Source organism: Porticoccus hydrocarbonoclasticus MCTG13d (assembly GCF_000744735.1).
GTDB classification, from domain to species: domain Bacteria; phylum Pseudomonadota; class Gammaproteobacteria; order Pseudomonadales; family Porticoccaceae; genus Porticoccus; species Porticoccus hydrocarbonoclasticus.
The window spans coordinates 1436036-1462661 of sequence record NZ_JQMM01000001.1; the positions used below are offsets into that span (position 1 = coordinate 1436036).

General features: G+C 51.9%; 28 protein-coding genes. 22 read left to right on the plus strand and 6 right to left on the minus strand.

The genetic code is table 11. The features are described from left to right. Together panC and panD are read left to right on the plus strand one after the other, a co-directional pair. A complete protein-coding gene (panC, locus tag U740_RS06820; RefSeq protein WP_036859895.1) occupies window positions 1-846 on the plus strand; it encodes a pantoate--beta-alanine ligase in 846 nt (281 codons plus the stop codon). Window positions 847-858: 12 nt separating this feature from the next. Then, window positions 859-1239 (plus strand): aspartate 1-decarboxylase, encoded by a 381-nt coding sequence (panD, locus tag U740_RS06825; RefSeq protein ID WP_036859896.1) that lies wholly within the window; start codon window positions 859-861, stop codon window positions 1237-1239. A 151-nt stretch (window positions 1240-1390) separates the two neighbouring features. Here the strand turns inward: panD and U740_RS06830 are convergent, their stop codons facing one another. The 6 genes from U740_RS06830 to flgA form a co-directional block, all read right to left on the minus strand. Beyond that, window positions 1391-1840, minus strand: coding sequence for a hypothetical protein (locus tag U740_RS06830; RefSeq protein ID WP_036859897.1), 450 nt, complete (start codon window positions 1838-1840; stop codon window positions 1391-1393). A gap of 237 nt (window positions 1841-2077) precedes the next feature. After that, on the minus strand, window positions 2078-2986 hold the full coding sequence (locus tag U740_RS06835; protein ID WP_051921268.1) for a GGDEF domain-containing protein: 909 nt from the start codon (window positions 2984-2986) through the stop codon (window positions 2078-2080). A 178-nt stretch (window positions 2987-3164) separates the two neighbouring features. Beyond that, a complete protein-coding gene (locus U740_RS06840; RefSeq protein ID WP_036859898.1) occupies window positions 3165-3857 on the minus strand; it encodes a flagellar brake protein in 693 nt (230 codons plus the stop codon). A 19-nt stretch (window positions 3858-3876) separates the two neighbouring features. After that, entirely contained in the window at window positions 3877-4353 is a 477-nt protein-coding gene (locus U740_RS11835) for a flagella synthesis protein FlgN (RefSeq protein ID WP_051921269.1), read from the minus strand. 24 nt (window positions 4354-4377) lie between these two features. Further along, entirely contained in the window at window positions 4378-4677 is a 300-nt protein-coding gene (flgM, locus tag U740_RS06850) for a flagellar biosynthesis anti-sigma factor FlgM (protein ID WP_160172055.1), read from the minus strand. A 93-nt stretch (window positions 4678-4770) separates the two neighbouring features. After that, window positions 4771-5481 carry a flagellar basal body P-ring formation chaperone FlgA gene (gene flgA / locus U740_RS06855; RefSeq protein WP_051921270.1) on the minus strand — a complete coding sequence of 237 codons (711 nt, stop codon included), beginning with the start codon at window positions 5479-5481 and terminating at the stop codon, window positions 4771-4773. A 202-nt stretch (window positions 5482-5683) separates the two neighbouring features. Between flgA and flgB the strand changes: the two genes are divergently transcribed. The 20 genes from flgB to U740_RS06960 all read left to right on the plus strand — a co-directional run bounded on the left by flgB (window position 5684) and on the right by U740_RS06960 (window position 26612). Continuing rightward, a complete protein-coding gene (gene flgB / locus U740_RS06860; protein ID WP_036859902.1) occupies window positions 5684-6067 on the plus strand; it encodes a flagellar basal body rod protein FlgB in 384 nt (127 codons plus the stop codon). A gap of 2 nt (window positions 6068-6069) precedes the next feature. Further along, window positions 6070-6483, plus strand: coding sequence for a flagellar basal body rod protein FlgC (gene flgC, locus U740_RS06865; RefSeq protein WP_036859904.1), 414 nt, complete (start codon window positions 6070-6072; stop codon window positions 6481-6483). A gap of 26 nt (window positions 6484-6509) precedes the next feature. Continuing rightward, window positions 6510-7184: a flagellar hook assembly protein FlgD gene (locus U740_RS06870; protein WP_051921271.1), complete on the plus strand. Its 675-nt coding sequence runs from the start codon at window positions 6510-6512 to the stop codon at window positions 7182-7184. 42 nt (window positions 7185-7226) lie between these two features. After that, the gene (gene flgE / locus U740_RS06875) at window positions 7227-8492 is read left to right on the plus strand and encodes a flagellar hook protein FlgE (protein WP_036859906.1); all 1266 of its coding nucleotides are present in this window, start codon (window positions 7227-7229) and stop codon (window positions 8490-8492) included. Window positions 8493-8509: 17 nt separating this feature from the next. Further along, complete coding sequence (flgF, locus tag U740_RS06880) at window positions 8510-9250, plus strand: flagellar basal-body rod protein FlgF (RefSeq protein ID WP_036859908.1); 741 nt, start codon at window positions 8510-8512, stop codon at window positions 9248-9250. A gap of 11 nt (window positions 9251-9261) precedes the next feature. Next, window positions 9262-10047: a flagellar basal-body rod protein FlgG gene (gene flgG, locus U740_RS06885; RefSeq protein WP_036859910.1), complete on the plus strand. Its 786-nt coding sequence runs from the start codon at window positions 9262-9264 to the stop codon at window positions 10045-10047. A gap of 14 nt (window positions 10048-10061) precedes the next feature. Further along, window positions 10062-10733: a flagellar basal body L-ring protein FlgH gene (locus U740_RS06890; protein WP_036861548.1), complete on the plus strand. Its 672-nt coding sequence runs from the start codon at window positions 10062-10064 to the stop codon at window positions 10731-10733. Between the two features lie 9 nt (window positions 10734-10742). Next, a complete protein-coding gene (locus U740_RS06895; RefSeq protein WP_051921272.1) occupies window positions 10743-11861 on the plus strand; it encodes a flagellar basal body P-ring protein FlgI in 1119 nt (372 codons plus the stop codon). A gap of 14 nt (window positions 11862-11875) precedes the next feature. Continuing rightward, window positions 11876-12835 carry a flagellar assembly peptidoglycan hydrolase FlgJ gene (gene flgJ / locus U740_RS06900; RefSeq protein ID WP_036861553.1) on the plus strand — a complete coding sequence of 320 codons (960 nt, stop codon included), beginning with the start codon at window positions 11876-11878 and terminating at the stop codon, window positions 12833-12835. A gap of 53 nt (window positions 12836-12888) precedes the next feature. Beyond that, on the plus strand, window positions 12889-14805 hold the full coding sequence (gene flgK, locus U740_RS06905; protein ID WP_051921274.1) for a flagellar hook-associated protein FlgK: 1917 nt from the start codon (window positions 12889-12891) through the stop codon (window positions 14803-14805). A gap of 12 nt (window positions 14806-14817) precedes the next feature. After that, the gene (gene flgL / locus U740_RS06910; RefSeq protein ID WP_036859913.1) at window positions 14818-16020 is read left to right on the plus strand and encodes a flagellar hook-associated protein FlgL; all 1203 of its coding nucleotides are present in this window, start codon (window positions 14818-14820) and stop codon (window positions 16018-16020) included. Between the two features lie 312 nt (window positions 16021-16332). Then, the gene (locus U740_RS06920) at window positions 16333-18090 is read left to right on the plus strand and encodes a flagellin N-terminal helical domain-containing protein (protein ID WP_036859917.1); all 1758 of its coding nucleotides are present in this window, start codon (window positions 16333-16335) and stop codon (window positions 18088-18090) included. Between the two features lie 96 nt (window positions 18091-18186). Next, window positions 18187-18579, plus strand: a complete 393-nt coding sequence (locus tag U740_RS11840; RefSeq protein WP_051921275.1) for a flagellar protein FlaG — start codon at window positions 18187-18189, stop codon at window positions 18577-18579. A 116-nt stretch (window positions 18580-18695) separates the two neighbouring features. Further along, on the plus strand, window positions 18696-20738 hold the full coding sequence (gene fliD, locus U740_RS06930; RefSeq protein WP_036859919.1) for a flagellar filament capping protein FliD: 2043 nt from the start codon (window positions 18696-18698) through the stop codon (window positions 20736-20738). Window positions 20739-20758: 20 nt separating this feature from the next. Further along, entirely contained in the window at window positions 20759-21160 is a 402-nt protein-coding gene (gene fliS / locus U740_RS06935; RefSeq protein WP_036859921.1) for a flagellar export chaperone FliS, read from the plus strand. Then, the gene (locus U740_RS06940) at window positions 21157-21510 is read left to right on the plus strand and encodes a flagellar protein FliT (protein ID WP_036859923.1); all 354 of its coding nucleotides are present in this window, start codon (window positions 21157-21159) and stop codon (window positions 21508-21510) included. The genes fliS and U740_RS06940 overlap by 4 nt, the downstream gene beginning before the upstream one ends. 199 nt (window positions 21511-21709) lie before the next feature. Further along, window positions 21710-22273, plus strand: a complete 564-nt coding sequence (locus U740_RS06945; RefSeq protein WP_036861558.1) for a PilZ domain-containing protein — start codon at window positions 21710-21712, stop codon at window positions 22271-22273. Window positions 22274-22486: 213 nt separating this feature from the next. Continuing rightward, on the plus strand, window positions 22487-23938 hold the full coding sequence (locus U740_RS06950) for a sigma-54 interaction domain-containing protein (RefSeq protein ID WP_036859925.1): 1452 nt from the start codon (window positions 22487-22489) through the stop codon (window positions 23936-23938). 126 nt (window positions 23939-24064) lie between these two features. Then, the gene (locus U740_RS06955) at window positions 24065-25279 is read left to right on the plus strand and encodes a sensor histidine kinase (RefSeq protein ID WP_051921276.1); all 1215 of its coding nucleotides are present in this window, start codon (window positions 24065-24067) and stop codon (window positions 25277-25279) included. Next, the gene (locus U740_RS06960) at window positions 25272-26612 is read left to right on the plus strand and encodes a sigma-54-dependent transcriptional regulator (RefSeq protein ID WP_036859927.1); all 1341 of its coding nucleotides are present in this window, start codon (window positions 25272-25274) and stop codon (window positions 26610-26612) included. The genes U740_RS06955 and U740_RS06960 overlap by 8 nt, the downstream gene beginning before the upstream one ends. The last annotated feature ends 14 nt before the right edge of the window (window positions 26613-26626 follow it).

Here is a 26626-nt window from a genome sequence, read left to right on the forward strand (position 1 = left end):
ATGCAGATTTTTCATACGGTAAATGGCCTTCGCCAGTCACTGGTAGCGGCGAGGAGCACAGGAAAGCGAATCGGCTTTGTACCGACTATGGGGAATTTGCATGATGCACATATTGCATTGATCAAACAGGCACAGCAGACCAATGATGTTGTGGTCTGTTCCATCTTCGTCAACGGGCTGCAGTTCGGTCTCAACGAGGATTGGGATAAATACCCCCGTACGCTTGAAGCTGACTCTGGTCGTTTGCGCGACGCCGGTTGTGATTTTCTATTTCATCCCAATGATCAGGAAATGTATCCCAATGGACTTGATACTCAAACCCGGGTGATTTGTCCGACCATGACAGATGTTCTCTGTGGTGCCAGTCGTCCGGGGCACTTTGAGGGCGTCACCACCGTGGTGACCAAGCTGTTCAACATCGTACAACCGGATGAGGCCGTTTTCGGGATGAAGGATTTCCAGCAGCTGGCCGTGATCCGTCGTATGACAGAAGATCTCTGTGTCCCTGTTGTGATTACCGGGGCACCGATTCACCGTGAACCGGATGGCCTGGCAATGAGCTCCCGGAACAGTTTTTTGACGCCTGAGGAGCGGCCCAAAGCCAATCAGCTGTATCTCAGCCTCAACTGGATTGTGAGCCAGATAAACGCGGGTAATCGCGATTACAAGACTCTTGAAAAACAGGCCAGCGAACAGATTGAGGACGTTGGTTTCAGAGCTGACTACATCAGTGTCTGCAATAGCAAGACACTGCAAATGGCGGCAGATGACGATCGGGACATTACTGTTCTTGGCGCCATGTACACGTCCGGCGCCCGCTTAATTGATAATATTTCCCTGAACTAGAGGAATCGCTTTATGCTGAACACCATGCTTAAAGGCAAACTTCATATGGCCAGCGTTACCCATGCGGAGCTCTGGTACGACGGTTCTTGTGCTATTGATGCCAACCTGCTGGAGATGGCGGGGCTGAGAGAGTTTGAACAGATCGATATCTACAATGTGAACAACGGTGAACGGTTCACTACCTACATTATTTGTGCAGAACATGGCTCCGGTATTATTTCTGTGAATGGTGCCGCAGCTCGCAAGTGTCAGGTCGGTGATCGTTTGATTATCGCCACCTATGCCCAATATACCGAAGAAGAGTTGATTCGGCACAAGCCTAAACTGGTTTATCTGGACGAATGCAACAAAATTGTTCGGGCGTCAAATACTATTCCGGTCCAGGTTGCCTGATCTGAGACCTTCCTCACTACTATCGCCATTTCTCTTATCATAAGGTCCCCGGGGTAGGGGTTTGGAGAGGTGTTGGCTTGTAACGTCTGAACAGAATGGGGTGGGCCGCCAATAGTGATTAGAACCATGTCACACCAGCCAAGATATCGGGCTAGGTTGGCTTAATGGCATTTTCGGAGGGAAGTGCTGCTTCTTCGTCACCCTCAATTAAGGGGAGACGATTGATGAGGCTGCTGAGCTCATCGAGGTGCTCTTCTGAAATATCTACAAAGCGGACAACTATGCCCGCTCTTTTTTTACCCCGCCGGATTCTGAGAAAAGCAGCTTTGATGTTTTTGATGATAATTACGTCATTCAAACCGGAAAATAGTCTGATTTCCTTAAACACAGTGTTCTTGCCATCGGGAAACATTTTCTCCAGAACTTTTTCCGTTGCCCCTTCATTCAGATAGAGGCAACCACCCCTGATGTTTAACACCATATGGCCAGACTTGGTGGCCTCATGAAAAGCGAATGGGTCCAGATTCTTGAGGGTTATCTCACATCTGGCAATGACCCGGTTTCCGCTAAATTTCCTTTTGTCCAGGTTTTCCCCTTTCACAATATTTCTTTGCCTTCTAACTTTATGGGGGCAGTGGGTAGACGTTTGCTCCCTATGAGATGCCAGTGTGATCTCATTGAGTGCTAAAGAGGTAATTAAAACAGTTTGGCAGGGTACACATGGTAACACATGCTGACAATGTGTGGTTTACATTGCTTTATCAGAGTGGATGAGAAAAACACTTCCTGAATCTGATCAGCTACTGGTATCGTTAATTTATAATTAACGAAGGAAGAATCAACAAATGCAATTCCGGCCGTTCTTTTTTGCATCGTATAGTGCCTGATCAGATCGTCTTATGAGCTCTTCGTGATGCTCTCCATGACGATATGAGGCCAAACCAATACTGACTCTCGGCGTAATGCTGTGGTTGTTTATTTCAACAGCCGTGTTGCCTAGGGATGACATGATCTGTTTTGCGGCACTGCGGGCACCAACAAGGTCTGTGTTAGGTAATATCAGCACAAATTCATCTCCCCCAAAACGAAAGGGGAGATCCGAAATACGCAGTACCTGCCTGATGGCCTTTGATGCGTGTTTTAATATCTGGTCGCCGCCGATATGACCGACCTGATCGTTGATTATTTTGAAATTATCAATATCAATCATCATGACTGACAGGTCGTAACCATGCCGCTCGGCTCGTTTGGTTTCTTTGGGTAGTAGTTCGTCAAGTGATTTTCTGTTCATGACACCAGTCAATGCATCATAGAAGGCCATTTTTTCCATTGCCCGGAAATCGAGGGCATTTTTCAGATAGTGAGCAAGGCAACCAATACTTTGTTCATGAACAAACAGATCCTGTTCAGAGAAGCGTTTTTGGCTACTGATGGCCAATTCCCCCAGATAACGTTTTTGTAGTCGCAAAGTGTAGTGGGCTTGGTGAACCCGCAGTGACCCCGATAAAAGAGAGATATCCTCATCAGGATAAACGTATTCAACGCTACCCAAGGGTTGTTGCTCACTTAACCAAACGAAAAAGTGATTGATCAGGGAGCCGAGATCAAGTGAACCCTGAAGCTTTTGGTGAAGCCTCAACTGGTTTTTGTCGGAGATCAATTGATTAGATAGTTGGTTTTTGGGCGGGCGATCCGCCGCAGATTTCACTGCGTTTTGCGAGGTGTTTATCGGTATTACTTTTTCCATAAAACATGTGTGTCCATGTCTTTATAAGCCGAATGAAGAGTGGCTCAAATTCTGATGGATAGTGCGTATGAGACAACCAAAAAAGCATTATGATGCATCATATATTTTTTGACAAATAAATGGCGAGTTTATTTATTTGCCTTTTTTGGTTGTCACGTAGACGGAAAATTGACGGTTTTCAGGCCGGCAGACCAGTGCGGATATGATGCCGCTGCAATTTCATCAACCATTGGCTGAGTTGTTTGCGAGTCAAACTGGATAGTGAGCTGAACTCCATACCAATTCTGCTGGCTGGTACCTGCGGGGCGGCTTTATTGTGCCTGACCTGAGCGTCGAGTGATAAGGGTTCGAAGTCAGTAAAGTTGATTTCGCAATGAACGAGTTGTGTATCGCTGATCGTTTGAGGCACATGCAATCTGATGCAGAGACCGTTATCTGAAATGTTTTCGAGCTGCGCACAAAGCCTTTGTCCGTCGTGGGTCAATATGTTAACCGAGGGTGCCTGGTCCCTTCGTATCGGCACCCTGAAGCTGGTGCGTTGCTCTGAAAAATCAAGCTGTTGGGGGAAGGCGATCTTGTGACAGGGAAAGCCGTCTTCCTCAATGGTCGGGGACAGATGTCTGGATTTGAATTGGTAAAGGGTGCCGCCATGGCTCACCCGTATCGTCAGGTCGTCGCCAGGTTTGAGTTGTTTGTTGCCTTCCCTGGGGATCAGCTGGTCTATATGCAACCAGTTGTCTGCCATGCTGACCAGATAGGAGGTGTGAGTAACATTCTTTTTGCCGAATCCCACCTGTAGTGGCAGCCGGGCCTGCTTAAAATTTTTCAGCAGAGCGGTAATTGAATCCGCTGAAAAAACGGTGTCAGTCATTGTCCGGGTGTCCATTAGCTCAGGCTTTTCCGAATGAGCGTGTGCTGGTGGCCGAAACCTTATCCCCCTGGTTGGAGTAGGTGGGTGTGGTATTTTCCTGACGCAGAATGTTGAGTGCGCTGGTGGCATAACGCTGTTGTTTTAGAATGAGCTTGCCGTTGTGGCGGTTTATCTCCTGGCAGCGTGTTGCCAGGTCGTTTAGATCGTTAATGGTGGCCATTAAGGGTTTTGGGTTGATGCTATCCGAGGCCAATTTTTCCATACCCTCCCGGCCCTTGCTTCCAGTCATTTTCTGCATGAATTGTTCCCGGGCATGGGTTGCATGGCGCTGGGAGTCCAACAACCGGTTTTTCTCCCCGGTAAGAGCCTCGATCTCACTAATATCGGTTGAGAGGAGCGCTTCGGTTTCTCTTGTCAGAACATCAAGCAATAAAGACAATTGGTTTAGCTCTGAAACCAGCAAGTTGGCGAAATTCTTTTCCGGCTCGTGATCCATAAGCTATAACCCGTGATCCATAAGTTATAAAAGGTCCCGCTCGGTTTGCAGCAGCTTTTTGACAATTTTGTCAGTATCAATCTGATACTGGCCATCGGCTATCGCCGTTTTAATCGCATTGACCTGCTGGCTGTCAATGTCAGGGATTTGGGACAGGCTTGCTTCCAGCTTTAGCATTTCCGTTGCTGCAGAGGTCAGTGTGACGCTATCGTTTTGCCCTGTGGACGATGCGCCGTCCCGGGAATCGGTGCGTGATTTTTCGGATGTGCTGCCAGCTCGCTGCGAACCCTGGTTCAGGTCAGCTCTGGTGGGTTTGATGTTCATGTCACTCTCTATAGGTTTCATAGCTGGTAGGCCATCTCTCCTGAATCATAGCGGCAAAAAATAGAAAAACTTTAGTGCACATACTGGGTGCTATTATGGCACGCTTACAGTCCCGTCGGAATTGGCAATACCTTCCACCTGCTGGTTACTGCTCAGGTTTGTTACACGTACACGTTCGCCAGCTGTGGCGTCTCCCAAGGCTTTGCCCTGCATTCGCACCTGCAGATTACCGGCCCCGGCGACCAGTGTGACCTGTTGACCCCGTTTGATCACTTTCGGGGGTCTGAGTTGATTGACTCCTATTGTGGAGCCAGCGTCGAGTGATCTCGTTAGCTCCATCCCGATAATCTGCTCCACTTCGTAGACAACGCCACTGATGGCCGTATCGATGGGCTGGTCAATAACAGTGAGATCGGCCTCACTGATTATAGTGTTGCGTGCCAACGGTCTTGCCAGCACCGGTACTGCCCGTTGGGCAGAGATATGTGCGCGCACATAAATTGTCCAGGGTTGGCTGGACGCACAGCGCACACCAACATTAACGGCACCGAGGGAAGGGGCTCCCGGTGGCATAAAGGTATCCAGAGGTTGTTCGCAGTCGGGCAACCTTAGTCGTTCATCCAGAGGGCGAACCTGGACCTTCACATTGTCATAGCCGAGAGCCTGGGCTCTTCTTTTACCGGCAAGAACAACGGTATCCGTGATGCTTTGCAAAGATTGATTACCCTGATTTGAAAAAACTCCCTGGCAGATAGCTGACAGTAGCAGGCAGGGTAACAACTGGAAGCGCCAAATTTTTGTCATTTGCTCTGGAAAATAATGAGTTCCCCCTCGTTTAAGCATTAACCGTGCCAGTTGTCATGGGCGGCAAACTTTGCCGCCGGGGTGAAGGGTTGCCGATGGATCGGCTGTCAGTGTTGCCGTTATTTTATTTAAGTCGTTGAAATAAAAGAATTAAATATGTTGGCACGCAATCTGTATAGGAAAAGGGTAGAGGTTTGAATAAATGAATGTAATTGACAAAGTTTTTGGTATCTCTCCGTCGGTCCTGGCGCTGCGTTCGCAGCGTACAGAAATGATCTCCGCGAATCTGGCCAATGCGGATACTCCTGGGTACAAGGCAAAAGACATTGATTTTCAGGCTGCGCTTGGTCGGGCCACAGGGGACTACGAATTGTTGCAAACCAATAAAGCCCACATGACCGTGAACGGTATCGATAAGGAAGAGGGGATGTACCGGGTTCCTGTTCAGCCGTCACTGGACGGGAATACGGTTGAAACAGATCGTGAGCATGGGGCATTTATGGAGAACGCGATTCGCTATCAGGCCAGTCTTGATTTCCTTGGTGCCCGAATCAAATCCACATTGCAGACACTGCGTGGAGAGTGACTATGAGTCTGTTTAATGTCTTTGATATTTCCGGTACGGCCCTCTCCGCACAGAGTGTCAGGTTAAACGCCATTTCGAGCAATATGGCAAATGCCGACGTGGTGAGTGGCAGTGCAGAGACTGCATACCGGGCAAGATACCCGGTTTTTACTTCTGCTTACGATGCGGTAAGTGGCAGTAGTGACGCAGTTGGTGTACGGGTTTCCGGAATGGTGGAATCCAAGCTTGCGGCCCGTCAGGAATACATGCCGTCGCATCCGATGGCGGACGAAAATGGTTTTATCTACATGCCTAATGTGAACATCGTAGAAGAGATGGCAAATATGATTTCTGCCTCCCGCTCCTATCAAAGCAGTGTCGAGGCAATGAATACAACCAAACAGCTCATCCTCAGGACCTTGAGTCTGGGTCGTTAAGCGATAAGCATCAGGAAGGAATGATTATGAGTAGCGTAGCCAGTCTGTCAGAGCTTTTCCCCAGCACAGTGCAAGGGGAAACCATTAAGAATAATCCCAATGAACTGGGACAGGAAGATTTTATGACGCTGCTGGTTACGCAGCTTGAGAATCAGGACCCAACCAAGCCCATGGATAATCTGGAATTTATCAGTCAGCTTGCCCAGTTTGGCACTGTGTCGGGTATTCAGGACCTGCAGGGCGGGTTTAGCGGCCTGTCGTCAGTGTTGTATGCCAATCAGGCCCTGCAGGCAGCGGGCCTGGTAGGACAGGAAGTATCCACCAGCTCAAATATGGGTTACTTGGCGGAAGAGGGGGGTGAGCTCAACGCAACGGTTGCGCTGCCTGGGGACGCCACCAGTTTGAAGCTCTATGTCCAGGATCAGAGTGGCGAGCTCATTTATAGCGGATCTTTCGGTGCGACTGAGCAGGGTAACCTGAACGTCAGCTGGGATGGAACCGATGCTGAGGGGAATACCGTTGCGCCCGGCCGCTATCGTTTGAGCGCGGAGGCATGGATAGATGGTCAGAACGAAGCCGTGTCGGTTTATCCCCGCCAGCGGGTCGAGTCAGTCAGTGTGGCCGGCGACGGTAGTGGCGTATTGCTAAACCTGGCGGATGGTAGCCAGGTCTCGACATCATCCGTAAAAAGCTTTCATTAAATAAATCTGGAAATTCAGTGACGCAAGGTCAGGAGATAAAACATGGCATTTGATACAGCAGTATCGGGCATCAAGGCGGCAAGCGCGGATTTGGGGGTGGTCGGTAACAATATTGCAAACAGTTCCACTACCGGGTTCAAGTTATCACGGGCGGAATTTTCTGATGTGTATGCCACCAGCCTGTTGGGTGCTGGTGGTAATGCCATTGGTAAAGGCGTCAGTCTGGCCGGAGTAACCCAGGAATTTACCCAGGGGAATATCAGCTTCACCAATAATGCGCTTGATCTGGCCATTAACGGTAGCGGGTTCTTTTTGCTGAGCGATGAGGGCGCATCGACTTATACCCGTGCGGGCAACTTTCAGGTGAACCGTGAAGGTCTTATCGTGACGAGCGAAGGCCAGAGGCTCCAGGCTTTTCAAGCCGATAACCTGGGAAATATCAACGGGCAGTTGGGTGATTTGCAGTTGGACACCTCCCTGATTGAGCCCAACCCCACTGGTTCAGTAGACATTACGCTAAATCTTGACTCGCGAGAGACTGCACCGCTGGTTCCTTTTGGCGGGCCCTTCGATGCTTTTGCTGTGCCCCCCACCAGTCCTGACAGTAATTCTTTCAATGCCACCAGCTCTACAACGATTTACGACGAACTGGGCAACCCTCACGTGTTAAGTACGTTTTTTGTGAAAACATCAACGGCTAACCAGTGGGAAGTTCATACGCTGGTTGATGGTGTGACAACGTCTGGACCAGATACGCTGACGTTCCAGTCAAACGGTCAATTTGATCCTGCCACCTTGCCGGTAGAGGTCAATATTGCTGGTTGGACACCCCTTAACTCCGCAGGCGCACCCACAGGTGCCAGTGCTCAGAGCTTTACTGTTTCCTTATCCAAGGGTACTCAGTTCGGGTCTGATTTTGCAGTCAGTACGATTGTTCAGGATGGCTTTACTACGGGCCAGCTGCGTGGGCTGGAAATTGATAATACCGGGGTTGCCTTTGCGCGTTACACCAATGGCCAGGCTCGCGCACTGGGACAGGTGGCTATTGCAGGGTTTGCCAACCCAAATGGTCTCCAACCTCTCGGCGGTACCAGTTGGGCGGAGACTTTCTCATCTGGTGCGGCAACCCTGGGTGAACCTGGCAGCTCCGGGTTGGGGGTGATTCAGTCCGGGGCGCTGGAAGATTCCAATGTGGAAATTACCGAGCAGTTAGTGAATATGATTATTGCCCAGCGCAATTTTCAGGCAAATGCCCAGGTGATTCAGACAGAAGATGCGATTACACAAACCGTTATTAATCTCCGCTAGCAGGTAGTGATTGAGCCATGGATCATTTCGTCTATATAGCCGCTTCCGGTGCCAGGGAAACCATGCTGGCTCAGGCAGCGAATAGCCATAACCTGTCCAACGCGTCGACCACCGGTTTTCGTGCTGATCTGGTTGCGGCACGCAGCGCTTATCTTTCGGGTGCCGGTCATGAGAGTCGCGCTTATGCAGGAATCAGGAGCCAGGGAGTCGATTTTCGTGAAGGCGTGATTACCGCTACCGGCCGTGATCTGGATGTGGCGATCAATGGAGAAGGCTGGATGGCGGTGCAGGCCCCGGATGGTTCAGAAGCGCTGACTCGACGTGGCGACCTGCGTATCGATTCGTTCGGCCAGTTAACCAACGGTGCCGGGCAATCCGTTCTCGGTAAGGCGGGCCCTATTGCTTTGCCACCTTATTCGCAACTGGGCATTGGTACCGATGGCACTATCTCTATCGTTCCCCTCGGAGAAGATCCCAATACTCTGGTGGAATTTGATCGCATCAGAGTAGTAAATCCCGACCCGTCTCTGCTCACGAAAGGTGAAGACGGTCTGGTTCGCCTTCAGGGGGAAGAGCCTGCAGTTGAAGACGCGAACATAAGGCTGATCCCGGGGTCGCTGGAGAGCAGCAATGTGAATACCGTGGAATCCATGGTGAGAATGATCGAGTTGGCACGTCAGTTCGAGAGTCACGTAAAAATGATCAAAACTGCCGAGGAGCTGGATAGCTCTTCTGCGGCATTGATGAGAATAAGCTAGGGAGTTGACCAATGAATCAAGCACTGTGGATTGCAAAAACCGGGCTGGATGCCCAGCAGACCAAGATGTCAAATATTGCCAACAACCTGGCCAACGCCGGCACAACCGGTTACAAGCGAAGCCGGGCTATTTTCGAAGATCTGTTGTATCAGAATGTTCGTCAGGTGGGCGCTCAGTCCTCCCAGGATACCCAGTTGCCCTCGGGCTTGATGATAGGTACGGGTGTCCGTGTAGTGGCTACAGAAAAACTGTTTACCCAGGGGAACCTGGCACAAACCGAAAATATGCTGGATATGGCCATTCAGGGACGCGGCTTTTTCCAGATTCTGCTTCCCGATGGTACTCAGGCCTATACCCGGGACGGTTCCTTCCAGGTTGACAATCAAGGGCAGATGGTGACGTCTGCCGGCTATATTCTCCAGCCTTCGGTGACGCTGCCGGAGAATGCACTTTCGGTGAATATTGGCTCCGACGGTACGGTATCGGTCAGGCAGCCGGGTTCCTCCGCTGTCAGCCAGGTAGGGACAATCCAGTTGGCGGATTTTGTGAATCCCGCGGGGTTGCAGCCCATTGGAGAAAATCTTTTTCTCGAGTCCAATGCCAGCGGTTCACCGCAGACCGGTAACCCCGGTCTGAATGGCCTTGGAACAGTGTTTCAGGGGTATGTGGAGAGCTCGAATGTCAATGTGGTAGAAGAGCTGGTCAACATGATCGAGACGCAGCGAACCTATGAAATGAACTCCAAGGCAATATCTACCACGGATCAGATGCTCCAGTATGTGGCCAGTAACCTCTAGATATGGTGAAGCAAATGAGGTTCGCATCATTCAGTTTGCTGTTTATGCTGCTCGGCTCGTTGCTGGCAGGCTGCAGTGGCATGCCCAGGGAGAGTCATCCGGACTATGCCCCGGTGGAATTGCCTGAAATGGACAGCGCCGACAGGCAGTTGCCCACGGGTGCCATTTATCAGGCTGAGCAGAATGTCAGCCTGTTCGAGGACGCCAAAGCCCGGCAGGTAGGCGATGTGGTTACGGTGATTCTGGCAGAGGCCACCAATGCTGCAAAGAGTAGCGACACCACCCTCGACAAAAGCAGTAATACGTCGATTGCAGACCCTATTATCGGCAACCGTTCCAACTTTGACCTGGGGGTTGACCTTTCCTCCGCCAGTGGTTTTGAGGGAGAAAGTGCCAGTAATCAGCGCAATAGTCTGACGGGTAGCATCGCTGTCACCGTCGCCCGGGTGCTGCCCAATGGTTACCTTTATGTACAGGGTGAAAAGTGGATACAGATCAATCAGGGGCACGAGTACATCCGCCTGAAAGGAATCGTTCGCCCGGTGGATATCTCCTCCAGTAATACGGTTCTTTCGACCATGGTAGCCGATGCCCGTATTTCCTACGGCGGCACCGGGGCACCGGCGGAAGTGAATATGGTGGGGTGGTTGTCGCGTTTCTTTATGAGTCCACTGTGGCCATTTTAGGAGAATTTCATGGGTACTAGCGCCAGAGTCTGTACGGTTGCTCTATGCCTGCTTTCTATTTTTTCTGCCCCCTGGGCATTTGCAGAGCGCATCAAGGACATCGCTTCCATCAATGGTGTGCGCAGTAACCAGTTGGTTGGTTATGGCCTGGTGGTTGGTCTGGATGGCAGCGGCGACCAGACCACCCAGACACCGTTTACCGTGCAAAGTGTCAAGAGCATGCTTGCCAAGCTGGGTGTATCGCTGCCGGCCAATGTCAATCTCCAGTTGAAGAATGTTGCGGCTGTGATGGTTCATGCGGAGCTGCCCCCTTTCGCGAAACCCGGCCAGACCATTGATGTCACGGTTTCCTCACTCGGCAATGCAAAAAGTCTGCGCGGGGGGTCACTGCTGATGATGCCGTTAAAGGGTGCTGATGGACAGACCTATGCGGTTGCCCAGGGCAACCTGTTAGTCAGCGGCTTTGGTGCAGATGGTGCCGATGGCTCCAGTGTGACAGTCAATGTGCCCAGTGCCGGCCGCATCCCCAACGGGGCAACGGTGGAACGGGGTGTGGTCAGCCCATTCAATCACGATGCTTCACTGGTGATGAATCTTCATGCTGCGGATTTCACCACAGCTTTTCGTGTGGCGACCAGTATTAATGAGTCTCTGGGAGAGGGGGTGGCCCGGCCTCTCGATGGTGGCTCTGTGGAAATCCGTGCACCACTGGACCCGGCAGAAAAAGTGGCTTTTGTTTCAATGCTGGAAAATCTGCAGGTAAAGCCAGCCAGTGCCCCGGCCCGGGTTATTGTGAACTCGCGGACTGGCACGGTGGTGATTGGCCGGGAAGTTCGGCTTGAACCCGCCGCCGTGGCTCATGGCAGCCTGATTGTGACGATCAACGAAAACATCAACGTCAGCCAGCCGGAGCCTTTCGCCCGAAGAGGCAATACGGTGGTGACGCCCGAATCCGAAGTGTCGGTGGAGCAAGAGGGTACCCGCATGTTCCTGCTGGATGCGGGCGTGACACTCAATGACCTGGTGGAAGCTGTCAACAAAGTCGGTGCCGCCCCCGGTGATCTGGTGGCGATTCTGGAGGCATTGGAGCGTGTGGGTGCGCTGCGTGCCCGCTTGATCGTGATCTAGCCATGGCAGAGGCAATGACGTCGACATTCATGGATATCCAGGGGTTGGCCTCGTTGCGCAGCCATGCTCGCGAGGCTCCAGGGACGGCTATTTCCGAAGTGGCCGGACAGTTTGAGTCTCTTTTTGTGCAGATGATGCTCAAGTCCATGCGCGATGCCACCGTAGATGGCGGCCTTTTCGACAGCAGTCAGCTGGATACCTATCAGCAGATGTTTGACCAGCAGATTTCGCTTGAGCTCTCACAGCAGGGTGGTATTGGTCTGGCAGAGATTCTTGTCACTCAATTGGGCGGTGGGGCGCAGACTGAACCGGTAATTGATGAGGTGGGGGGCGTGCAGCCGTTGGTCTCCCTTGAGCGACCTCCATTGAGGGTGCAGCGGGACGTGCCCGGGTTAATTCCCCCGGCGGCAGAGAGGCAGTCAGTTGTGCGAGCCGTCAGCGCCACAGGGCAGGATGGCCTGGCAACTTCGCCGGAAGAGTTTATACAGGCAGTCTGGGATGATGCGGTGGTCGCCGCCGGTGAACTCGGTCTGGACCCTGCCGTTCTGGTGGCTCAGTCAGCGCTGGAGACGGGTTGGGGCAAGAAAGTTATTCAGGCCGCAGACGGCAGCAGCAGCTTTAATCTGTTTGGTATCAAGGTAGGGAATGGATGGCGAGGCGATTCCTCTATTGTCAATACCATGGAGTTCAGGGATGGGCTGGCAGCCCTGGAAAAAGCAGCCTTCAGGGTATATGACTCACTGTCCACCGCGTTCAAGGACTATGTGAGTTTTCTGAAAAACAATCCGCGCTATCAGGGTGCGCTGGAGAAAGTATCCGACAGCAAAGCATTTCTGACAGAGTTGCAGCAGGCGGGCTATGCCACCGATCCAAAATATGCCGAAAAAATTCTGGGTATTCTGGAAAGGGGTAACTACAGCAATCTGGTTAACCAATTAAAGAATTCCGGAAAAGAGTCGCTAACTGGTACCTAGGGTTAGCCCATCAGTGCGTCCATTCACTGGACTGCCAGGCAGGATAAGGCATCGTGGCAAATATTTTTAACATCGGCACATCGGCACTGCTTTCCTTGCAGCAATCGATCAATACCACCGGGCACAATATCGCGAATGTGAATACGGATGGATACAGTCGCCAGCGGGCTGACTTTGATACCTTGCCGCCCCAGCTGAGTGGAGGCAATTATATTGGCTCAGGGGTGACAGTGGACTCCATAGAGCGCATTTACGATCAGTTTCTGGTTTCGGAAGTCCGTACCCGTACATCTTCCCACAGCGGTTTCGATACGCTTTATCAGTTGTCTTCCCGGCTGGATGGCATGCTCGGTAACGATAATGCCGGTCTGGCGCCTGTGCTCGGGGAGTTTTTCAGTGCCGTACAGGATGTTGCCAACAATCCCGGATCATTGCCTGAGCGCCAGGTACTGCTCGGACAGGCAGAAGCGCTGGCAGACCGTTTTCACTACCTGGACAGCAATCTGCGCAGCCTCAATAGCGAAGTCAATGCCAGGATAGAGGGTACCGTAGGTGAGATTAATTCACTGGCGGCCAGTATCGCCAGCCTGAACAAGCAGATTGTCAGCGCCACGGGTCAATCCGGTGGAACTGTGCCGAACGATTTGCTGGACAAGCGTGACCAACAGCTCAGCCAGCTGGCAAAGTATGTTGGAGTCACCACCGTGACCCAATCCGATGGTGCCATTAACGTGATGATTGGCAAAGGGCAGGCGTTGGTGGTTGGCGGTAATGCCGAGTCGTTTCAAACCGTTAGTAATCCATTCGATAGTACCCAGACCATGATTGGCATTTCCGGCGCAGGAGGCAATGTCTCGGATATCACCCGTTTTCTCAGTGGTGGATCGCTGGGTGCCGTCCTGGATTTCCGGGAGGGTGTACTGAATCCTGCGGCCAATCAACTCGGACTGATTGCCGTTGGACTGACATCCACTTTCAATGAGCAACATCAGCTCGGGATTGATCTGGACGGTAATTCCGGCGGAGATTTTTTTCAGCCGCTGACAGCAACGTCGACAGAGCATCCTGCCAACACCGGGTCGGCATCAGTGTCAGCCACCATTACTGACGCCACCGCGCTGACCGGTGATGACTACAATCTTCGTTTTGACGGTAGCCAGTGGGTCTTGACCAACCTTACCAATAACAGCAGTCAAAGCGGTACAGGTCCATTTTCAGTGGGCGGGTTGACGATTGGTGCTGCCGGCATTCCCGCCAGTGGTGACAGCTTTCTGATTCAGCCCACCCGTTTGGCCGTCGGGCAATTTGCCGTGGCGCTGAGTCGGCCGGAAGATTTTGCCGCCGCATCGCCCCTCCGCGCTCAGCAGGTTTTGTCAAATCAGGGTTCAGCCGATATTGCCGGCTTCAGTGTCAGTGATACATCAGGGTTGCCGCTGGCCGGTACAGTGACATTGACGTTTAACCCCGATGCACTCGGAGCGGGGGTGCCCGGTTTCGATATGTCCGGTATGGCCGGCGGTCCTTTGGCCTATAACCCTGCCACAGAGAGTGCTGGCAAATCGTTCAGTCTTGCCGGCTTCGGGTTCAGTATCGATGGCGTGCCGCAGGCTGGTGATGAGCTGGTCATAGAAAATAATACCAACGGTACCGGTGACAATGGCAATGTATTGAATCTGGCCTCGCTGCAAATATCCAGGGAGCTGATGAATGGTACGGTCAGTTATCAGGAGGCCTATGCAAGCACGGTCGCCGATGTTGCGGTTAAAACCCGCCAGGCAGAAAAAGCACTTGGCACCGAACAGGTGCTGCTGGATCAGTCGGTTGCAGCGCGAGAGAGTGTATCGGGTGTGAATCTGGACGAGGAGGCGGCAAACCTTATCCGCTACCAGCAGGCCTATCAGGCTGCTGCGCAGATAATTGCGGTGGCCGATGAGTTGTTCCAGACCTTGCTCAGCTCTGTCCGTCGATAGGTGGGTGCCAATATGCGTTTATCCAGTGTACAAATCTTTCAGCAGGGAATTTCGGGAATACTTGATCAGCAGAGCAAGTTGGCCAAAACGGAACAACAGCTGGCTACTGGCAAGCGTATCCAGGTTCCCTCAGATGATCCGGTAGCGGCTGTGCAGATTTTGAATCTCAATGAAGATATGGCGTTGCTGGATCAGTATCAGCGCAATGGTAATTTGGCCGAGGGGCAGCTGGCACTGGAAGATACGGTGCTTGCCAATGTAGGCAATGTGCTGCAACGGGTCAGGGAGTTGGTGGTTCAGGCCAACAATGCCTCCCAGTCCGTTGAAACCCGCCGCAGTGCGAGTGTGGAAATAGAAGGGTTGCTTGAACAGCTCCAGTCGCTGGCCAATACCCGAGACTCGGAAGGTGAATATATTTTTGCCGGGTTTCAGGCCGACGCAGTGCCGTTTACACGGCAAAACGGTCAGTACGCCTACCAGGGTGATGATGGTCAACGATTCCTGCAGTTGGGCAAGTCATCCCAGGTGGCGGTAAGGGATTCCGGGTTTAATGTCTTTATGGCTGTGCCCACCGGTAATGGCCGCTTTGATGTGAAGCCTGACGCCGCCAATGCCGGCACAGGAGTAATTGGCAGTGCCACGGTTGACGGCAATTTTATTCGGGATACTTATTCAATCACTTTCAGTCAGGCGCTTCCCGGTGATCCGGTGACATATGAAGTGCGGGATTCCTCCAATGCCCTGTTGACCAGCGGTAACTATCAGGAGGGTGACGAAATCAATTTTGCCGGAGCCAGCATTCAGGTTGGCGGCCTCCCTGTCGATGGTGATCGTTTTGAGGTCTTTCCCTCTGCCCGTGAAGGCATGTTTGCCAGCATTCAGGCTATTGCAGATTCCCTGGCCAGTGCGGTTGATTCCCCCGCCGGAGTGGCTTCGGTCAACAATGCCATGGGACGTGGATTGAATAATCTCGATCAGGCCATTGGACACATGCTTGCAGTTAGAGCTGACGTGGGAGTTCGCCAGAATCAGGTGGAAAATCAGCAGTCGCTGAATGAGGACTTTAATCTGCAATTGGAGCAGACACTTTCCAGTGTGCAGGACCTCGATTATGCGCAGGCCATCAGTGAACTTAACCTGCAGTTAACCGCATTGCAGGCCGCCCAGCAGGCTTATGTGAAAGTCCAGGGATTATCCCTGTTTAATTATCTGTAATAGCCCCATCCTGTTTGCTTTCCTTTCAGGCCAGGTAGTTGCTGTGTCGGCAATACTGGTTTGTCCGCCTTCTTTTGTGATAGGCATCGCATTTTGTTGTTTGAACTGTAGAGACCGTCACACTTTCTTCTTTAAATCAATGGATTGAAAAAAAATTCTAAAAAAAAGCTAAAGAACTTTCCTCGTCGGTCGATATACAGGTTATCGATCGCAACGTATCCGTCGTCGATGAGAGATTCCAGCGTCGAAGAAACAGCCGTCTGAAAGGCCTTGATCTGCCAGACGGAAAGGAAAACAAAGAGGAAAATAGTTATGGCACAGGTAATCAATACCAATATTGCTTCGCTCACAGCGCAGCGCAACCTGAATTCATCCCAGGGTGATTTGAGCACAGCACTGCAACGCCTCTCTTCAGGCTTGCGTATTAACAGCGCAAAAGATGATGCTGCGGGTTTGGCAATTTCTGAGCGTTTTACTACCCAGATCCGGGGCCTGAACCAGGCTGCCCGCAATGCCAACGATGGGATATCTCTCTCACAGACGGCTGAGGGTGATTTGTCGCAGATCACCAATAACCTGCAACGTATTCGCGAATTGTCAGTGCAATCTGCCAACGCCACTAACAGCTCAAGCGACCGCGCTGCCCTTCAAGCCGAAGTTGCCGAGCTGGTCGCTGAAATTGACCGGGTGGCATCAACCAGTTCTTTTAATGGCGTCAAGCTGCTGAATGGATCTTTTGCTTCACAGGTTTTTCAGGTGGGTGCCAATGCCGGGGAGACTGTCAGTATTTCCAGCATCACCAGTGCACGAACCTCATCGCTTGGTCAATCGACTGGTGCCAATATGGCGGCACCTGGAACAGCGGTACAGGCAGGCTTTACTGATGGTGATCTGACTGTCAATGGCTTTGCGATCTCCGCTACGGCAGATGCAAAAGCGATTGCCGATGCGATAACCGCTGCAGATATTGGCCTGAGTGCCACAGCTACCAATGCCCAGACAGGTATCGCCTTTGCCGATGTGGTGGGCACGGCCGGTTCACTCGCTTCGCCGACTGAAAATACGGTTACCGGGATTGCCGGTACAGCCGATGCCAACGGTCAACAGTTTATTCTGACCATTGATGGTGTAGAGGCTGTCAATGTGACCTTGGCAGACACCGAGACTGTCGCCACTGGTGCAATTGCAACAGAGATCGATTCAGATTTTGCAGCCTTTATCGCAGCCAGTTCAGGGGCATACAGCATCACCTCCGGCACCTTGGCCGGTGGTGACCTGGTTCTTTCCAAAGCGGATGGTACTGCCATTACCTTTGATACCAGCACCAGCACATTAGGGGGTGTGGCTGCCAGTGTGACTGAGTCCGAGACTACCGGTGGCACCCCGGCGGTGACAGCGGTTGCTCCCGATTATACATTGTCGGTTGATGGTACTGCCCTGGATCTTTCTGCAGTGGGCGCAGACGGGACAATTACAGCCACTGAAATTGCGGGATTGATTAACGGACTCGCTGGTTACACGGCCTCTGCACCTACGGCCACAACCCTGGATATCACCAAGGACGATGGCAGCAATATTGTTCTGGCTGAAGGTGGCACAGAAGGTGCGGCTGAAGGTCTGGCCGCCACTGGCGATACCTATCGCGGTCTTGTCAGCAGCATTACTTCAGCTGACGGGGATCTGGTTATCGGCGGGGCTACACCTGCTAATGCCGGGTTGACTGCGGGCACCACTACTGCAGACACGCTGGTGGGAACGACTCTGGCGAATACGGATATCTCCAGTGTCGCTGGTGCAAATGCTGCCATCCAGTCGGTGGATAGTGCTCTGACAGCGATTAACAGCTCGCGAGCCTCTCTGGGTGCGATCCAGAACCGCTTTGAATCGGTCATTGCCAGTATACAAACGACCTCCGAAAACCTGAGTGCTTCCAGGTCGCGGATTCAGGATGCCGATTTTGCCTCAGAAACTGCAGCGTTGACCCGTGCTCAAATTCTGCAGCAGGCGGGTACGGCAATGCTGGCTCAGGCTAACGCACTGCCACAGAATGTTTTGGCCCTGTTGCAGTAATGATCTTTTCAATCTGAAAAGATCAAACAGGTAGAGGGGTGGCTATGCCACCCCTTTCTGCCCGGCCATAGCACCTTATATTGATGGAGTGCCGCCATGCCAGAATCTATAACTATTCCCGGACCTGCCCTGAAAGCTATTGCCAACAGCCAACCTGTCAAAGCGATGGAATTGACTGTAGACCGGCAAGAATTGCCCGTCGGCGGCAATGTTTCTCCGGAGAAAAGCGATGAACAAAACAGAGAGTCGTCCACTGTAGAGCTTGCGGCAGCGGTAAGTCATATATCTGATTATGTGCAACAGATTTCCCGTGATCTGCAATTCAAGGTAGATGAGACAACCGGTAGTACGGTTGTCACCGTAATCGATAGTGAATCCAAGGAAATTATCCGCCAGATCCCCCGGGAAGAAGCCGTTGCACTTGCCCATTATCTGGCGGAAATCGGTGCCGGAAACAGTAAGGGATTGTTTGTCAGGGGCGAGGGTTAATTTTTTCTTTTATTGAGTCTGGTTGGCACCCTGTTTGCTTGTTTATCTGCGGGTTTAACTTTTAAAGGCGTGCGTATGAACCGGACATTCAGTTTAACCGTGGTAGGAAGTGTCAGATGTTAACGGCGACGGGAATAGGGTCGGGACTGGACATTGAGTCGCTGGTTACCCAGTTGATTTCAGCCGAACGCTCACCGGTAGAAACCAGACTGGTGGCCCGTGAGTCCGCTCTAACCGCAGAACTGTCGGGTTTTGGCAGCCTCAAAAGTGCTCTCTCTACATTCCAGGACAGTATTTCCAGCCTGAATAAACTCTCCAGCTTTGGCCAGCGCACAACGACCTCCAGTAATACGGATGCGGTTGTGGCGTCTGCGAACAGTACTGCAGCTTCGGGCAGTTATAGCCTGTCTGTCAGTCAGCTGGCATCGTCACACTCACTGGCCAGTACCGGTTATGCCAGTACTTCAGACCTGGTCGGCACGGGAACACTGACCATTCGTTTTGGCAGCACCGACTATACCTCTCCGGACCCCGGTCCCGAGAGTTACGATGGCTTTACGGTCAACCCTGAAAAGGGCACGGCGACGATAACCATCGATTCCGAGAACAACACTTTGACTGGTGTCCGGGATGCAATTAACGGCGCAAAAATCGGCGTTACGGCAGTGATCGTCAACGATGAGTCTGGCTATCGTTTGTTGATTGGATCCGATGATGGCGGCGAGAAAAACAGTCTCGAAATAAGCGTTACTGATACTGGTGATAGTAACGACCTGGATAGTGCTGGCCTGTCTGCATTGTCCTTTAATGGCAGTGCAACCAATCTTGCCCAGACAGTCGCTGCCCGCGACGCCCTGTTCACGGTCAATGGGTTGTCCATACGCAGTAGTGAGAATAGAGCCAGCGGCGTTATTGAGGGGCTGGATATTACCCTCAAAGATGTCACTGGAACTTCCCCGGTGACCGTTACCGTTGCGCAAGACCGCGAGGCGGTCAAGTCCGCCATCCAGAGTTTTGTCAGCGGTTATAACAACTATATTTCTACCGTTAACAGTCTCACCGCCTATGATCCTGAGACCGGTGTTGCCGGGCCACTGCAGGGAGATTTTTCAGCCCGTTCGATTGCCAGTCAGGTGCGTCGGGCCATCACTGATTCCGCCGAGGGTTTTGGTGGTTCCTTCAGCAGCCTGAGTGAGCTGGGTATCACCACCGATGGCGATGGCAAGCTGGCCATTAATAGCAGTCGTTTTGATGCTGCGCTGGAAAATGCTTTTGATGATATCGTCGGAGTTTTTGCCGCAGTAGGCCGGCCATCGGACGGGACCATAAAATATATTACATCGACGGCGGCGACAGCAGTCGCCAGCCATGATATCGATATTACCCAGATGGCGACCCGTGGTCAGCTAACCGCTTCGCCAAGTTTTTTTCCGCTCAACATTGATAGTGAAAATAATAGCCTGGTGCTGAGTGTTAATGGTGTGACATCCAGCGAGATTTTGTTAACCCAGGGCAATTACGCATCGGGCGCTGAACTTGCCGACGAGTTACAGGCAAGGATTAACGGTGACACTGCGCTGGTCAATGCCGGCGCCCTGGTGTCCGTGCAATTCGTCAATGACCATTTTGAAATCACATCCAATAATTATGGGTCTTTCTCGACAATAGAAGTTCTCTCTGTCGATACCAATACTACTGCGCAACTGGGATTTTCAACCGGAGCAGGTGTTGCCGGTATTGATGTGGCGGGCACCATCGGCGGTGTGGCGGCCTCCGGCAGTGGGCAAACACTAAAAGGGGCTGTGGGCAGCAAAGCTGAAGGGCTGCAACTCCTGATTGCAGACGGTTCTACGGGACCACGCGGCGCAGTTGATTTTTCACGTGGCATTGCATACCAGCTGAATACCCTGATTACGTCTTTTCTGGCGACCGATGGCCTACTGGATTCGCGCACAGAGGGGATTCAGTCGCGCATAGAGGGTATTGGTGATCAAAAGGAAGTGCTTGATCGCAAGATGGAAGCTCTGGAAATTCGTTATAGAAACCAATTCAATGCACTGGATTCTCTGCTTGCCCAACTGCAGACGACCAGTGATTTTCTGACGCAGCAGTTGGCCTCCTTGCCGGGCTCCGGTCAGCTGCTCAACAAAAACAACTAGTATCAGTCAAGAGGTAGTCAATGAACTATGCATCAGCGTTAAACCAGTATAAAAGTGTCGGGTTGCAGACCGGAATCGTGGATGCAACGCCTCACCACTTAATCGCCAAGTTACTGGAAGGTGCACTGGACAGGTTGGCTTCGGCAAAGGGTGCAATCAACCGAAATGAGATTGCCCGCAAGGGTGAATTGCTCAGCAGTGTTATTGCCATTGTGGATGGGATGCGTGCCAGCCTGGATTATCAGCGGGGAGGTGAGATCGCCGCAAATCTAGGTTCGCTTTACGATTATATTGAAAGGCGACTTGTGGAAGCAGGTGTTTCGTCGGATACAGCGGTATTGGATGAAGTCAGTGCGCTGTTAAAAGAAGTCAAGGCCGGCTGGGAATCTGTTCCTGCTGAGGCGAGGAGCATGCAATCATGACTGCAGCAGTCGTCCACGAATCTCTTTCCCAGGCTCATCAGTGTCGCCTCCTGGCTGAGGTGTTGACTATTACCAAGCAGATGCTGAGCTGCGCGGAGAACAACGAGTGGTCAGAGGTGACGAAACTGGAACAGCGGCGGCGGGATGGACTCGCCGTCTGTTTCTCACAAACTTCCGGACTGCCGGACTCGGTTCTGGTCGCCGAAGCGGTCGCGGCTCTTTTGCACCTGAATGAAGAGTTGATGTCCCGGTTAAAAGTGGCAAGGGAGCAGGTTATGGTCCAGGGATTGGAATACACGCGGAACCGTAAAGCCATGGGCAGTTACCATGAGGTGGGCAATAATCGTTAATTACACAAAAAGCCTCTCGATCTGTTAGTTCCGTGCCGGAGCACGTCTTTTCCCATACGTTTCGCATTGTCGTCTGAGCTGCTTTTTCCCTCAGTGCCTTAAGATTGATCTATACTCAAAAGGGTTTAAACTCGTGTTTCCCGTTTGGTTCCATGCATTTCAGAGCCGAAATATATAAGAGGATGCCTTTATTTTGGACGTGGACAAATCCGAGGAGTCAGCAAGCGCCCTTTCCTTTACCGACAATATCTCCATTGCCTGGTCAAAAATCGATTATCAGCCCGATGAAGCACACCTTGCGTTGGTCAATGAATCCAACGAATCCTTTCTGCGGGCCGTATCTGCCATCAGCGAATTTTCCAAAGAGACATCAGACAGCAGCAACCCTGCGCTTTCCCAAGAGCTGGCCCGCCTGGATCTGAAGCTAAACCTGCTGTTGGATCTGGTTGGTCAGTTGATATACAGCCAGCTGGATATCCCCGATATTTCCCGGGTGACTGTCTCTTCTGCGCAGGTCGATTGGCAGGATGGGAGTGTTCCCGAGCCCGGTTCAATCGTATTTGTACAGGTTTATATTCAGCGCGGTACACCAAAGCCCCTGTGTTTTTATGGCGAAGTGGTCAGCAGCCCAGATGATTATCGTAGAGGGTGGGCAAGAGTGCGTTACCTGGGGCTCAGTGAGTCGGTCCAGGTGTGGCTGGATAAATTGATTTTCCGACACCACAGGCGCGAGGTTGCCTACAGAAAATCCTCTAGTCCCTAGATTGATTTGCAGCAGTTCATTCGTAAAAACCCTCGTCAAAATATTGACAATGCACGACCCTCCTTTAGAATCGCTTGCGCTTTCCAATAAGACTATTGAATTACTACTTTGGAGTGATGGCTCGATGATAGACCCCCATTCAGTTGGTGCGTTCGATGTAAGCCAGTTCTCCAATCGGACTTTAAATCCTGCAATAACAAAAGTTCACTACTGATGCCAGCCCTTAAAAAACAAGTGCTGGTATTTGACCAAGACCTTGCAGAAGGGCATAAAACAGGGGCACTGGTTCGGTTTCTGGAGTACCCGGTTAAGGTTTTTGATGACAGGCAGAGTCTCAACAACTTTCTGACCGAATCCTCGGGCGATGACCTTTTAGCACTGCTGATTCGGGATAAAACCGGATTTCCCGTGCTGAAGAGTGTGGCTGATAGCCTGAACCAGAAAAACCTTTCCTGCCCCTGCTACCTTGTAAAATGGGAAGCGGAGTCGCTGTCGGTGCCAACCTCCATTTCCCGGCACATTGCGGGGACGATTCCTTTTCCTGCCAGTTACCAGTTGTTGCTTGGTGTCCTTCAGGAAGCTGAATTATTTTCAGCTTCTTCAAAAAATAGCAGGGTTGAGCAATTTGGCCAGCTGTATCGTAATCTGGTGGGAAGCAGTGAAGGGATCAATCAGATACGGGACATGATCAAGCAGGTGGCTGATAGCGAAGCGTCTGTGCTGGTCCTCGGTGAATCCGGTACTGGCAAGGAAGTGGTGGCCCGCAATATCCACTATTACTCGAATCGCCGGGAACAACCCTTTGTGCCGGTAAACTGCGGTGCGATTCCGGCTGATTTACTGGAGTCGGAATTGTTTGGTCATGAAAAAGGCTCTTTTACTGGTGCGATCAGTTCCCGTCAGGGACGTTTCGAAATAGCGGATGGTGGCACGCTGTTCCTGGATGAAATCGGCGATATGCCGATGAATATGCAGGTCAAACTGTTGCGGGTGCTTCAGGAACGAACGTTTGAACGTGTTGGCAGTAATAAGTCACTCACTGCAGATGTCAGAATTATTGCTGCCACACATCAGAATCTTGATCACCTGGTGGCAGAGGGGCGATTCCGTATGGATCTGTACTATCGGCTCAATGTGTTTCCTATCGATATGCCGCCATTGCGGGACAGGAGAGAAGATATCCCGTTATTGATCCGTGAATTGATCAATCGTTTCGATCGGGAAAAACGGGGTTCAGTCCAGTTGAGTGACTGTGCCATTGCGGCCCTTGGTAATTACAGCTGGCCGGGCAATGTCCGCGAGCTCTCCAATCTTATCGAACGACTGATCATTCTGTATCCAAAGAAACTGGTCAAATGGTCAGATTTGCCGGAGAAATTTCGCCCGAACCAGGACTGGATTGCAGAGCAGCAGGAAATCAGTGCCAGTCCACAGACGACTTCAATCAATGTGTCTGTCCCGGACATTGTCTATTTGCCCCCTCAGGGTATTGATTTGAAAGACTATCTGTTCGAACTGGAACGTATGTTGCTGAATCAGGCACTGGAGCAGTCCGGCTGGGTAGTAGCGCGCAGTGCAAAATTACTCAAATTGCAGAGAACGACCCTGGTGGAAAAAATGCGCAAGTTTGGACTCAGCCGCCAGGAAGATCCGACAAACTTTTGACTCTTTTCCTTGAGTGAAGTCTAACTTACTAATAAACAATATATTTTTCTTTAGGCATGATTATTGCTGATCTACCTGAGTGGACACAGGTCCCTCCATTTTAGGCAAGTAGCGCAGGTAACGATCATGAACCAGACAGAAGCCCTGTCAGCCAGTCAGCTTGAACAGGCTTTCAAGGTGTTTAATCAGCTGTCCCATCAGTTGGATACCTCTTACCGCGATCTTGAAGGCAAGGTGACCGGTTTGACCGAAGAGCTTGCCAGAGCGCGTTCAGCCAGGCTGAGCGAATTGGCTGAAAAAGAACGCCTTGCCCATCGTCTCTCTTCCCTGTTGTCCGTTTTGCCGGGCGGTGTCCTCATTCTGGACAGTGGGTACATTATTCGCGATGCCAACCCCGAAGCCCTTGAACTGTTGGGTGAGCCCCTGATTGGCAAATACTGGGAAGCTGTGCTGGCCAGAGCTGCCCCCTCCCAACAGCTGAGCGGTCGTGAGCTGGAGTTGCACAGCGGTAAAAAAATCTCAGTGGTCAGCCGGCTTCTCGATGGCTCCAGCGACCATGTGGTGCTCATCACGGATGTGTCTGAAATCCACCAGTTACAGGAGCAACTGGGCAGGAAGAAGCGTCTCACCGCACTGGGGGAAATGGCTGCCCGCCTCGCCCATCAGATTCGGACCCCCCTCAGTGCCACCACACTTTACCTGGCGCAACTGGCCAGAGCTGACCTGAAAGCAGAGCAGCGGCAGAAAATAGTGGACAAAGTTAACGAGCGTCTTGGTCATATGGGTAATCTGCTCCACAGCATGCTCAGTTTTGTGCGCGGCGAAACGCCTGTGACCGAAACTATTTTGCTCAATCAGGTGTTGCAGCAATTTGAAGAGACGGTTCGCCCCACCCTTGAACAACACCATGCTGTGATGTCGATACCCTATGTCGATAACAGTCTGGAATTGGTTGGTGATCTGGACGAACTGGTCGGGGTGCTGGGAAATCTGGCGATGAATGCCATTGAAGCTGCGAAAGGCCCTGTGGTTATTGATTTGTGGGTGGGGGCCCTCAATCCCGATTGGCTGCAGATCCGTTTTCGCGATGACGGCCCGGGTATTCCGGAAGAATTGCTGGAACGCATCTTTGATCCCTTTTTTACTACCAGAGCACAGGGTACCGGGTTGGGGCTGGCCGTAGTGGCAATGGCCGTCAGTAAGCATGGTGGTGAAATTTCTGCCACTAACCGCTCCACGGGTGGGCTCGAATTTGTCATCAATCTACCCATTAGCAAACCGGCTTCGGGTACAGAAGTTATTGTTGATGGGCATAACCAGGGAGACGTCGTCTATGAGTAATTCAACGAGGGTGTTGGTGGTTGAAGACGATGCAGCACTCCGCGATGCCATGTGTGACACTATTCAATACGGTGGTTACCAGGTACTGTCGGCCAGTAATGGTGAAGAAGCCCTGTGGTGTCTGAAAAGGGAAAGGGTCGACCTGATTGTCAGCGATGTACAAATGGATGTGATGGATGGCAATACGCTCCTCAGGGAAGCGAAAGCACTCAGGCCGGAACTGCCTTTTGTGCTCGTTACAGCCTATGGCAGTATTGAGAATGCGGTAAAAGCCATGCAGGAAGGCGCTGCGGATTATCTGTTAAAGCCTTTTGAGGCTGAAGTCCTGCTGGAAATGGTGAGTAGACTGGCTCGTCCGCCGGAAGTCGCTTCAGATGGGATGGTCGCCGAAGACCCCAAAACCCGACAGTTGTGTGAGCTCGCCAGACGGGTTGCCGCCACCCAGGCGACGGTACTTATCAGTGGTGAGTCGGGTACCGGTAAAGAGGTGATTGCGCGTTACATTCACCGTCATTCTCCTCGCGCAGAGAAGCCTTTTCTCGCGATTAACTGTGCCGCCATTCCAGAGACAATGCTGGAGTCCATGTTGTTCGGCTACGAAAAAGGTGCCTACACCGGTGCACATCAATCCCGTGCCGGCAAGTTCGAACAGGCCAATGGCGGGACGTTGTTGCTGGACGAAGTTTCCGAGATGGATTTGGGGCTGCAGGCCAAATTATTGCGGGTGCTGCAGGAAAAGGAAGTGGAGCGATTGGGTGGCAATACACTCATATCACTGGATGTCAGGGTGCTGGCAACGACCAACCGCAATCTCCGCGAAGAGGTCGCTTCAGGACGCTTTCGGGAGGATCTCTTTTACCGTCTGAATGTTTTTCCCATCCATCTGCTGCCGTTGCGCAAGCGGCCGGGCGATATTTTGCGGCTCGCCAAAACGATGTTGCGGCGCTATAGCCCGGACCAGCCGATCAGTTTTACGGCCAGCGCCGAACAGCGGTTGCTGAAGCATCGCTGGAACGGCAATGTCCGTGAGCTGGAAAACTGTGTGCAACGGGCCGCCATCATGGCCAGTGGTTGCCAGATTGCCGAGGCAGATATCTGCTTTGAGGATGTGCTTCCAGAGGACCTGTGCCAGAAGGCAGCAGGCAGCAACAGTGCACAATTATTGGACGGCGATCTCAAGGCACGGGAAAAGCAGTTGATAGTTGATGCGCTTAACGCCGTCAATGGGTGTCGCAAGGATGCAGCAGAGCGGCTTGGGATCAGTCCCCGGACGTTGAGGTACAAGCTGGCCAGACTGAAAGAGCAGGGCGTGGCTATTCCGGCCACCGGTTAATACACCGTCGGAGA

Coding starts and splice junctions, on each gene's coding strand:
- U740_RS06950 (WP_036859925.1), top strand. CDS start 22,487: ATGCCAGCCCTTAAAAAACAAGTGCTGGTATTTGACCAAGACCTTGCA.
- fliS (WP_036859921.1), top strand. CDS start 20,759: ATGAACTATGCATCAGCGTTAAACCAGTATAAAAGTGTCGGGTTGCAG.
- U740_RS06960 (WP_036859927.1), top strand. CDS start 25,272: ATGAGTAATTCAACGAGGGTGTTGGTGGTTGAAGACGATGCAGCACTC.
- U740_RS06835 (WP_051921268.1), bottom strand. CDS start 2,986: ATGGAAAAAGTAATACCGATAAACACCTCGCAAAACGCAGTGAAATCT.
- flgE (WP_036859906.1), top strand. CDS start 7,227: ATGGCATTTGATACAGCAGTATCGGGCATCAAGGCGGCAAGCGCGGAT.
- flgB (WP_036859902.1), top strand. CDS start 5,684: ATGAATGTAATTGACAAAGTTTTTGGTATCTCTCCGTCGGTCCTGGCG.
- fliD (WP_036859919.1), top strand. CDS start 18,696: ATGTTAACGGCGACGGGAATAGGGTCGGGACTGGACATTGAGTCGCTG.
- U740_RS11840 (WP_051921275.1), top strand. CDS start 18,187: ATGCCAGAATCTATAACTATTCCCGGACCTGCCCTGAAAGCTATTGCC.
- flgC (WP_036859904.1), top strand. CDS start 6,070: ATGAGTCTGTTTAATGTCTTTGATATTTCCGGTACGGCCCTCTCCGCA.
- U740_RS06890 (WP_036861548.1), top strand. CDS start 10,062: ATGAGGTTCGCATCATTCAGTTTGCTGTTTATGCTGCTCGGCTCGTTG.
- U740_RS06895 (WP_051921272.1), top strand. CDS start 10,743: ATGGGTACTAGCGCCAGAGTCTGTACGGTTGCTCTATGCCTGCTTTCT.
- flgG (WP_036859910.1), top strand. CDS start 9,262: ATGAATCAAGCACTGTGGATTGCAAAAACCGGGCTGGATGCCCAGCAG.
- flgJ (WP_036861553.1), top strand. CDS start 11,876: ATGACGTCGACATTCATGGATATCCAGGGGTTGGCCTCGTTGCGCAGC.
- flgA (WP_051921270.1), bottom strand. CDS start 5,481: ATGACAAAAATTTGGCGCTTCCAGTTGTTACCCTGCCTGCTACTGTCA.
- U740_RS06940 (WP_036859923.1), top strand. CDS start 21,157: ATGACTGCAGCAGTCGTCCACGAATCTCTTTCCCAGGCTCATCAGTGT.
- flgL (WP_036859913.1), top strand. CDS start 14,818: ATGCGTTTATCCAGTGTACAAATCTTTCAGCAGGGAATTTCGGGAATA.
- U740_RS11835 (WP_051921269.1), bottom strand. CDS start 4,353: ATGGATCACGAGCCGGAAAAGAATTTCGCCAACTTGCTGGTTTCAGAG.
- U740_RS06840 (WP_036859898.1), bottom strand. CDS start 3,857: ATGACTGACACCGTTTTTTCAGCGGATTCAATTACCGCTCTGCTGAAA.
- panD (WP_036859896.1), top strand. CDS start 859: ATGCTGAACACCATGCTTAAAGGCAAACTTCATATGGCCAGCGTTACC.
- flgM (WP_160172055.1), bottom strand. CDS start 4,677: ATGAACATCAAACCCACCAGAGCTGACCTGAACCAGGGTTCGCAGCGA.
- panC (WP_036859895.1), top strand. CDS start 1: ATGCAGATTTTTCATACGGTAAATGGCCTTCGCCAGTCACTGGTAGCG.
- flgF (WP_036859908.1), top strand. CDS start 8,510: ATGGATCATTTCGTCTATATAGCCGCTTCCGGTGCCAGGGAAACCATG.
- U740_RS06955 (WP_051921276.1), top strand. CDS start 24,065: ATGAACCAGACAGAAGCCCTGTCAGCCAGTCAGCTTGAACAGGCTTTC.
- U740_RS06870 (WP_051921271.1), top strand. CDS start 6,510: ATGAGTAGCGTAGCCAGTCTGTCAGAGCTTTTCCCCAGCACAGTGCAA.
- U740_RS06920 (WP_036859917.1), top strand. CDS start 16,333: ATGGCACAGGTAATCAATACCAATATTGCTTCGCTCACAGCGCAGCGC.